Source organism: Kitasatospora sp. NPDC004799, from assembly GCF_040609095.1.
Lineage (GTDB): Bacteria > Actinomycetota > Actinomycetes > Streptomycetales > Streptomycetaceae > Kitasatospora.
Genome location: NZ_JBEXJK010000363.1, coordinates 1 through 8,419, shown reverse-complemented (window position 1 = coordinate 8,419; position 8,419 = coordinate 1). Strand labels below are relative to the sequence as shown.

The 8,419-nt window shown below is 73.0% G+C and carries 6 protein-coding genes; 2 read left to right on the top strand and 4 right to left on the bottom strand.

Annotated features, from left to right (window positions below; all coding sequences use genetic code 11):
• Positions 1-29 precede the first annotated feature (29 nt).
• From ABZW03_RS32230 to ABZW03_RS32215, 4 genes are all read right to left on the bottom strand, one after another.
• Positions 30-689: a hypothetical protein gene (locus tag ABZW03_RS32230; protein WP_355266201.1), complete on the bottom strand. Its 660-nt coding sequence runs from the start codon at positions 687-689 to the stop codon at positions 30-32.
• Positions 686-2,305, bottom strand: coding sequence for an amidohydrolase family protein (locus ABZW03_RS32225; protein ID WP_355266199.1), 1,620 nt, complete (start codon positions 2,303-2,305; stop codon positions 686-688). The genes ABZW03_RS32230 and ABZW03_RS32225 overlap by 4 nt, the downstream gene beginning before the upstream one ends.
• Complete coding sequence (locus ABZW03_RS32220) at positions 2,305-3,075, bottom strand: uracil-DNA glycosylase family protein (RefSeq protein ID WP_355266196.1); 771 nt, start codon at positions 3,073-3,075, stop codon at positions 2,305-2,307. The genes ABZW03_RS32225 and ABZW03_RS32220 overlap by 1 nt, the downstream gene beginning before the upstream one ends.
• A gap of 184 nt (positions 3,076-3,259) precedes the next feature.
• Entirely contained in the window at positions 3,260-5,455 is a 2,196-nt protein-coding gene (locus ABZW03_RS32215; protein WP_355266193.1) for a germacradienol/geosmin synthase, read from the bottom strand.
• A 477-nt stretch (positions 5,456-5,932) separates the two neighbouring features.
• On the opposite strand from ABZW03_RS32215, the gene ABZW03_RS32210 reads away from it, so the two are divergent.
• Positions 5,933-7,285: a family 2 encapsulin nanocompartment cargo protein terpene cyclase gene (locus ABZW03_RS32210; RefSeq protein WP_355266191.1), complete on the top strand. Its 1,353-nt coding sequence runs from the start codon at positions 5,933-5,935 to the stop codon at positions 7,283-7,285.
• An 87-nt stretch (positions 7,286-7,372) separates the two neighbouring features.
• Entirely contained in the window at positions 7,373-8,251 is an 879-nt protein-coding gene (locus ABZW03_RS32205; protein ID WP_355266188.1) for a geranyl diphosphate 2-C-methyltransferase, read from the top strand.
• Positions 8,252-8,419 lie beyond the last annotated feature (168 nt).

Genomic DNA, 8,419 nt, shown 5'->3' with positions numbered 1-8,419 from the left:
GGCCGGGCAGACCGCCACGACGGGGCCGGTCAGGCCCCAGCGCGCGGAGATGTGCCCGAGGACGGCGTTGGGGTTGGACTGGAAGAACAGCAGCGCTCGTCCGGCGGCGGAGCGGTCCGCAGCGGGCGCAGCGTCAGCGACTCCAGCCCGCGGGCCAGCCGGGCGTCGGGGCTGCAGCCCGCCTGCGCGGCCGTGCCGCGCTCGACGGCGCGCTCGACCGGGACGCCGTTCCACAGCTCCAGCTCGACCCCGGCGTCGAAGTCCCCGTGCCGCAGCGACTCGTCGATCCGGGAGACGAGGTGGTGCGGCGTCCCGTCCTCGTCCTGGTAGCGCTCGACCAGGAAGCCGAGCACCGCCACCTGCCCCCGGTACGGGGCGGGGAGCTGGTAGACGGTGTGCAGGTCGCGCAGGTCCCGGAAGACACCGGCCAGTTCGGCGTGGAACTGCAGCTCGCTGAGCGCGGGCACCCGCCGCTCCAGCAGCCGCAGGCGCTGGACCGGATCGGTGGCGTACCGCGCGCGCTTGAGCGGGAGGTGGACGTAGAGCTCCTCGACCAGGACGCGGGCGGCGGTCACCAGCCGGTAGCGGTCGGCGAGCGGCAGCGGGTCGGCGGCGACCCGGGCCATGAACGCGTCCAGCCCGATCGAGTCCGGCAGCGTGCGGGCCGGTGCGGTGACCCGGGGGCTCATGCCGGTCCTTCGACGTAGTACGTCCTCAGCCGCTGGAGCTCCGGTATCCCGGTGCGGTCCACGGCGGCGAAGAAGGCGCGGTCGTGGGTCAGCGCGTCCAGCGGCGGGATGACCAGGCCGTCCGGGACGTCGCCGGTGCCGGCGAGGGCCACCTCCTCGCCCTCGGGCATGTCGCCGAAGAGGACGAGCGGGGCATCGGGGTCGTCCAGCGGCCCGCCCCAGGCCGCGAGCCCGTCCTGGGCGTCCAGCCAGGCGGCCCGCGGGTTCTGGAGGACCTTCTTCAGCGCCTGCTTGACGGCGGGCCAGTCCAGCGTGGCGCCGGCTCCGGTGGCCCCGGACCCGTCGGTCCGCCGCACCGCCACCCGGCGGTTGAGCTTGGCCGCCGGCGTGATCGGGTCGGTGTCCGTCGCCCCGGCGGCGGTCATCAGCGATGCCGTCCCGTAGCGCGGCACGCCGCGGGCGACCACCAGCAGGACCTGCCGTTCGGTCGCGTCGACGAGGTTGCGGTACACGTCCTCGTCGGGCTCGTGGCGTTCCAGCACCAGCAGGTCGGCGGCGCTGCCCGCCGCCAGCCGCCCCACCTGCGGCCCCCAGGCGGTGGCGAGCGCGTCGCCGGGGTTCGCGGTGACCATGTCGCACAGCTCGCGGTCGTCGAAGTGGTCGCCCAGCTCGTGGTGGTTGATGCCGTCGGCGACCTTGAGCTCGCCGAGCACGTGCTTGGTCCCGGACGGCGACCAGTCGGAGCCGAGCGCGATCCGCAGGCCCTGCGCGGTGGCCGCGACCACGTCCGTGGTCTCGTGGTAGAGCCAGTGGTTGGAGAACGGCGACCACACCACGGTGCCCCGCTCGGCCGGGTTGCTCGCCGTCACGCCGTCCTGCCAGGCGGCGAACTCGGCCGGGGTGAGCGCGGTGCCGTGCACGCAGACCAGCCCCTGCTTCAGGCAGGGCGCGAGGTCCTCGAACTCCTTGTGGACGTGCGAGGCCGGCTCCTTCGGGTTCGGCTCCGTGACGCGCCGTCCCTCCGCGACGTGGTAGATCAGCACCCGGGTGCCGTTGAGCAGGTCCGCCGTGTGGTCGCGCAGTTCGTCGGCGCTCTTCTGGATCGCGGCGGTCAGCACCATGTCGTGGCCGGCCGGGAGCTTCTCCAGGTCGACGATCCGCACCAGCCCGCCGTCGATCGGGCGGGTCGCGCGCGGTGCGCCCTGCACCGAGGTGCTCCCGCCGACCAGCGCCTTGACCTCGATGTACGTGAGCAGCGCCTCGGGCGCGGCCGCACCGAGCACCGTGGCCGGCCAGGAGACCGAGGTCGCGTAGTCCGGCTCGCGCTTCTCGTCCACCCAGCGGTCGTGGTGCAGGTACGGGACACCGACCGCCTCCCAGAGCGGCAGGGTGTTGTACTGCAGGTGGCCGTGGAGGTCGACCAGGCCGGGCAGGACCAGCGCGCCCGTGCCGGTGACGTCGACGACCGGGGCGGCGGCGAACCCGGCGGGCGGTGCCTGCCCGGCCCGCTGCACCGCGTCCAGGCGGCCGTCGTCGCCGACGTACACCGCGCCGGGGTCGAGGATCCGGTGATCCGCGTCGAAGGTGACGACGGTACCGCGCAGGACGAATGCCATCAGCCCGGGGCCTTCCAGATCAGGGTGCGCCCGTCGTCGGGGGACGGACGGGTCACGGAGGACTGCGTCTCACCGCCCCCGGTCCGCACCCAGGCGTCGTCCCCGAGGAACGCCGGTGCGCCGAAGGGCAGGTCGCGCCGCGGGATCGGGCGGTAGTCGCCCTCCTCGAACGCGGCGCCGTAGTTGGGGCCGGTGTTGTCGCCGTCCTCGTCCGGCCTGACGACCGGGCGCAGCGTGGTGATCGCCGCGCGCCAGCCGTCCAGCAGCGCCACCGGGTCGTGGCTCGTCGGGTGGGGGACCTCGACGAGCACGGCCTGCGGCGGCCGGGCGGGCCAGAGCCGCACCGCCTCCTGCGCCATGTACCCCATCGCGACGACGGCCTGCAGCGCCGGGCCGGTCGCGGTGTCGTAGACCTCGTTGCGCCACTGCGTCTGCGCGGGCTCGGCGAGCCGCTCCTTCATGGCCGGGGCGCGCGACGGAAGGACGGCGTACGCCCACGCGTTGAGGCAGACGTACGACCGGGTCAGGCCCAGCTTGGCGAGGAACCCCTGGACCCGCTGCCCGGCGTTGCCGACCAGGCTGCGCCCGGCGATCCGCTCGGTCGCCCCCGGGTCGGAGGCGACCACCAGGACCCGGGCGGACCCGTCGACCCGCCCGCGGTGGAAGATCGGCCCCCAGTGGACCCAGAACGCCGTTTCGTCGGGCGGATCGGGCACCCGCGCGCACAGCTCCGCGAAGGCGTCCGTCGGCCCCCGGTCGAACTCGGCCATCGGTCACCACCTCACTCACCGGTGGCCACCCGGGCGCCGGCGCTCACGGAGCGTCGCGGGTCCCGTGTGCGGTGGGGACGGTACCGGGGCGTGTCGGCCGTTCCGGTCTCCCTCCCAATGCACCACACCGCCCGGGCCCGCGCAAACGGCGCAGCGGCCCGGGCGGGTGCCGGGGCAGGCGGGGTCAGACGCTCAGGCCGAGCCGGGCGGCGGCGGTGCCGAGCCCGGAGGGCGAGGGCAGCAGCCGGGCGGGCAGAGTGGTGCGGACCGGGAAGTCCGTGTAGCGGCCCGTCCGCAGGTGCCAGGCGTGGAAGCCGGCCAACCAGTCCTGCAACCGCCTGACGTAGTCCGCCATCCCGGCCCGCTCCCGCTCGGTCAGCTCCAGTTCGTCGTAGAGCGCGGGCAGTTCGACGTCCGTGAGGTGCTCGAACTCCTTCATCCGGGCGGTGAGGAGGTCGTTCACCGCCGTGACCGTCTCCGGGAGGTCCCCGCCGGTGAAGCGGCGCAGTGCGTACACGCCGTTGTGCACGTCGTCCTCGTACTCGATCTCCACCTGGTACGAGGCCACGTCGTTGAACCAGCCCGCCCAGTCCCCGACCGCGGCGACCAGCCGCCGCATCGGCCGGCTGTTCATCACGGCGTCGGGCACGTCGATGCCCGCGGCGTGGTGGATCAGGTCCGCGCACACCCCGGCACCCAGGGTCTGGCGACGCATCTCGGTGTAGTCGATCAGCTCGGGCGTCCGGTTCTGGACGGCGTTGAACACCTCCCAGACTCCCGAGCGGAGGTGCTCGACCGTGTTGGCCGAGAGCTTGCGCCGCAGTTCGTCGCCGACGGCCGGGGCGGTGCGGATCCAGAGCTCCGCGAGACCCTGCTCGGACGGGTTGGTCGGCGTCGGCAGCAGGGCGACGGGTTCGGCCGGGACGAAGAGCTCCAACCGGTCCAGATAGGCCTTCGCGCCGGCCAGGTCGCGGCGGCGCTTGAACACTTCGAGCAGGTAGTCGTCCTGGAGGAAGCCCCAGGTGTACCAGTCGTTGAGCAGGTCGAGCTGTTCCAGCGGCGCGTCGGGGTGGGTCAGCGCGCCGAACAGCGCGAAGTCGGCGGACCTCACGCTCGACTCGTCCCAGACCCCGAGCCCCGGGGCGTCCAGGATGCCGGTGCGGCGGATGTACGCCTCGCCGTGCTCGCGCGCCGTCTCCAGCTCGCCGTTGGTCCTGACCTCGAAGGGCATGTAGAAGTCGGGCAGTTCGAGCTGCTCGCGCTCCTGGCGCGGGGCGTTGGCGTAGCTGCGGGTCCGCAGGCCGAGCGCCGACCGGTCGAGGCCGAGCCGGGCCGCCGAGGTGCCGAGGCCGGTGGGGGAGAGGAAGGACGGCGCGGGCGCGACCGGCTCGGAGTCCGCCGGTAGGTAGCGGCCACCGGGGCGCAGGGCCCACTCCAGGTTGCCCGCCATCCAGTCCTTGAGGCCCTGGACGTAGCGCAGGACGTCGCCGCGTTGGTCGGGGGTGAGCAGCTGCTCCTCGAACGCGAGGGGCAGTTCGGTGGCGGCGGTGTGCTCGAACTGCTGGAGCCGGTCGGTGACCAGGTCGTTGACGACCTCCACCGCCTTCTCGGTGTCGCAGCCGGAGAAGTGCGCCACGACCGTCACCCCGTTGTTGACCTTGCCCTCGGCGAGGTCGATCTCGTAGGAGATGATGTCGTTCTGCAGCCCCTGGGAGTCGGCGAAGGCCGCGTTGAGCAGCCCCAGCGGGCGCCCGTCGAGCAGCCGCTCCGGAAGCTCCAACCCCAGGGCGTGCTCCAGCAGTTGGGCGGACCAGAGGATGCCGCCGACGGAGCGCCGCATCTCCAGGTACTCGACCGGGTCGAGGACCCGGTCGCCGGAGCGAGCGAGGTTGAACAGCTCGCGCAGCGCCTCCTCGGCCATGTCCTGGACCACCGCGACGTAACGGCGCAGCCAGGACTCCGACTTGCCCGGCGCGGTGCGGGTCCAGAGGTCGGCCAGCCCGCGCTCCAGCGGGTTCTCCGGGGTGAGGGCGGACGGGGTGCCGTCGGTCGGCATGAAGTCCAGCAGGCGGAAGAGGTACTCCTTGGCGGCGCCGAGCTGTTCGGCCTCGGTGTAGGCCTGGGGGAAGTAGTCGTCGACGTACCAGCCCCAGACGTACCAGTCGCTCATCAGGCAGAGCTCGTCGGGCGAGGCGTCGGGGTGGGTCCACGCGGCGAAGAGCGCGAAGTCCATCGCGGTGAACCGCTCCTCGTCCCAGACGGGTTCGAGCATGCCCATCTCCCGGACCCAGAGCAGGCTGTGCGCCCGCGCGGTCTCCAGGTGGGGGTTGAGGCGGGCGGGCCACGGCATGTAGAAGTCCGGCATCGAGATCGCTGCCACTTCGTGTTCCTTAGGGGTCGGTCGGACGGGTTGCCAACACGTGGCAGGCGGCCGCCGGTCAGTAGGTTTCGCATTCGAACAGCCCCCGCCACGAACGGCACAACGCGGTCGGTCGGAACGGGACACGGGCGAACGTCAACAGGTTGACGCGCGCGGCGCGCGGGCCCGGCCGGGCAGGTTCGGGGCCGGAGCGCCCAGGGCCGGTGCGGAGCGATGCACGACGGGGGCGCGGCCAAACGCCGTCAGCCGGAACGTTCACCCTATCGAGTGAGGAAGATCGTCCGGTGCGATGCGGAACCCGGCTTCGCGCCTACGGTGGGGAACCGAGCGAGACGGGCCCGGAGGCCGGAGTTCCCGTTCGCGGCGGGGGAGATGACGTCCCGTCATATTGTGCGATCCCATCAGAGGAGGCTCCATGCCCCTGCGTGCCAGACCGGACACCCGATCCGGGCCCGCCACCGCTCCGGCGGTGGGCCCATGAGCTCCCCGGCGATCGACCGGGTCCTGCGCGGGCCCAGCGGACTGGGCACCTCCGGGCTGCTGTTCCGGCCGCCGACTCCGGCGCCGTCCGAGGCTCCGGCCCCCGAGGTCCCGGAGGCCCCATCCAGCGCCGTGACGGACCTCCCGGCCCCCGAGGTCCCGGCTGCGGCGATCCCGGTGCCCGGAACCCCGGTGCCGGAGGCCCCGGTGTCCGGGGCGGCCGTGCTCGAGACCCCCGGGTTCCGGGCGCCGACCGTCCCCGTCCTCCCCGTCCCGTCCGCGGCGGCCCCGTCCGCCGTGGTCCCGCCCGCCGTGGCACCCAGCACCGGCGGCTCGGCGGCCGAGGCGCCGAAGGGCGGCAAGCCGAGGAGCGGGGACCCGATCCCCGGCCTGTACCACCACCCGGTCGCCGAGCCCGACCCGGTGCGGGTGGAGGCGCTCAGCGCGAAGATCAAGGCCTGGGCGATGGAGGAGGTCGAGCTCTACCCGCCGGACTGGGAGCAGGACTTCGACGGCTTCTCCACCGGGCGCTACATGGTGGCCTGCCACCCGGACGCGCCGAGCGTCGACCACCTGATGCTCGCGGCCCGCCTGATGGTGGCCGAGAACGCGGTGGACGACTGCTACTGCGAGGACCTCGGCGGTTCGCCGATCGGCCTGGGCAGCCGCCTGCTGCTCGCGCACACCGCGCTCGACCCGCTGCACACCACGTCGGAGTACCACCCGGCCTGGGAGGACTCGCTCTCCTCGGACGCGCCCCGGCGCGCCTACCACTCCGCGATGGAGTACTTCACCCGGGCCGCCACGCCCTCCCAGTCGGACCGGTTCCGGCACGACATGGCGCGGCTGCACCTCGGGTACCTGGCCGAGGCCGCCTGGGACCAGGCGGACCACGTCCCGGAGGTGTGGGAGTACCTGGCCATGCGCCAGTTCAACAACTTCCGCCCCTGCCCGACGATCACGGACACCGTCGGCGGCTACGAGCTGCCCGCCGAGCTGCACGCGCTGCCCGCGATGCAGCGGGTGATCGCGCTGGCCTCCAATGCGACCACCATCGTCAACGACCTGTACTCGTACATGAAGGAGCTGGACAGCCCCGGACTGCACCTGAACCTGCCGGTGGTGATCTCCGAGCGCGAGGGCGTCTCCCGCAAGGAGGGGTACCTGAAGGCGGTCGAGGTGCACAACGAGCTGATGCTGGCCTTCGAGGCCGAGGCGGCGGCACTGGCCGTGTCCTGCCCGGTACCCACGCTCGTACGGTTCCTGCGCGGCGTGTCCGCGTGGGTCGACGGCAACCACTACTGGCACCAGACCAACACCTACCGCTACACGCTGCCCGACTTCTGGTGACACCACCTGTTCCGCCGGCACCACCCGGTGCCCGGCCGCACACCTTCCTTGACGACAACCCCTTGACCATCCGCTAGGAGCTGACCCATGTCCGTGACCGACGACATCACCACCCCCGGCAACGCCATCCCCGGCCCGGCGACCCCGTACCAGGGCGACATCGCGCGCTACTGGGACCACGAGGCCCGTCCGGTCAACCTCCGCCTGGGTGACGTCGACGGCCTCTACCACCACCACTACGGCATCGGTGCGATCGACCGGTCCGCGATCGGCGACCCGGCCGACAGCGAGCGCGAGAAGAAGGTGATCGCCGAGCTGCACCGCCTGGAGTCCGCCCAGGCCGACGTGCTGCTCGACCACCTCGGCGACATCCGCGCCGACCACACCCTGGTCGACGCCGGCTGCGGCCGCGGCGGCTCGATGGTGATGGCCCACCAGCGCTTCGGCTGCCGGGTCGAGGGCCTGACCCTCTCCACCCAGCAGGCCGACTTCGGCAACAAGCGGGCCGGCGAGCTGGGCATCGGCGACTTCGTCCGCTCCCGGGTCGCCAACATGCTGAACATGCCGATCGAGACCGGCTCGGTCGCGGGCTCCTGGAACAACGAGTCCAGCATGTACGTCGACCTGCACGACCTGTTCGCCGAGCACTCCCGGGTGCTGAGCGTCGGCGGCCGGTACGTGACCATCACCGGCTGCTGGAACCCGCGCTACGGCCAGCCGTCGAAGTGGGTCTCGCAGATCAACGCCCACTTCGAGTGCAACATCCACTCCCGCCGCGAGTACCTGCGGGCGATGGCCGACAACCGCCTGGTGCCGCAGGCCGTCATCGACCTGACCCCGGACACCCTGCCCTACTGGGAGCTGCGGAACACCACCTCGCTTGTGACCGGCATCGAGGAGGCGTTCATCGAGTCCTACAAGGACGGCTCCTTCCAGTACGTGCTGATCGCGGCCGACCGGGTCTGATCCGGCGGGCCGGACCGGGAGGTGGTCCCGGTCCGGTGGTGGGGCCCGGGGCGGGCCGCCCCCAGGGGGGGGGGGCCCCCGCCCCCCCGGGGGAGAGCGGGGGCCCCCACCCCCCCCCGGCCCCCCCCGCGGGGGGCGGGGGGGGTATGGAGCGACGCGCCCCCCCCC

Bases quoted from the DNA above. Each gene is read 5' to 3' on its own strand.
- ABZW03_RS32230 (WP_355266201.1), bottom strand. From the start codon at position 689: ATGAGCCCCCGGGTCACCGCACCGGCCCGCACGCTGCCGGACTCGATC.
- ABZW03_RS32225 (WP_355266199.1), bottom strand. From the start codon at position 2,305: ATGGCATTCGTCCTGCGCGGTACCGTCGTCACCTTCGACGCGGATCAC.
- ABZW03_RS32220 (WP_355266196.1), bottom strand. From the start codon at position 3,075: ATGGCCGAGTTCGACCGGGGGCCGACGGACGCCTTCGCGGAGCTGTGC.
- ABZW03_RS32210 (WP_355266191.1), top strand. From the start codon at position 5,933: ATGAGCTCCCCGGCGATCGACCGGGTCCTGCGCGGGCCCAGCGGACTG.
- ABZW03_RS32205 (WP_355266188.1), top strand. From the start codon at position 7,373: ATGTCCGTGACCGACGACATCACCACCCCCGGCAACGCCATCCCCGGC.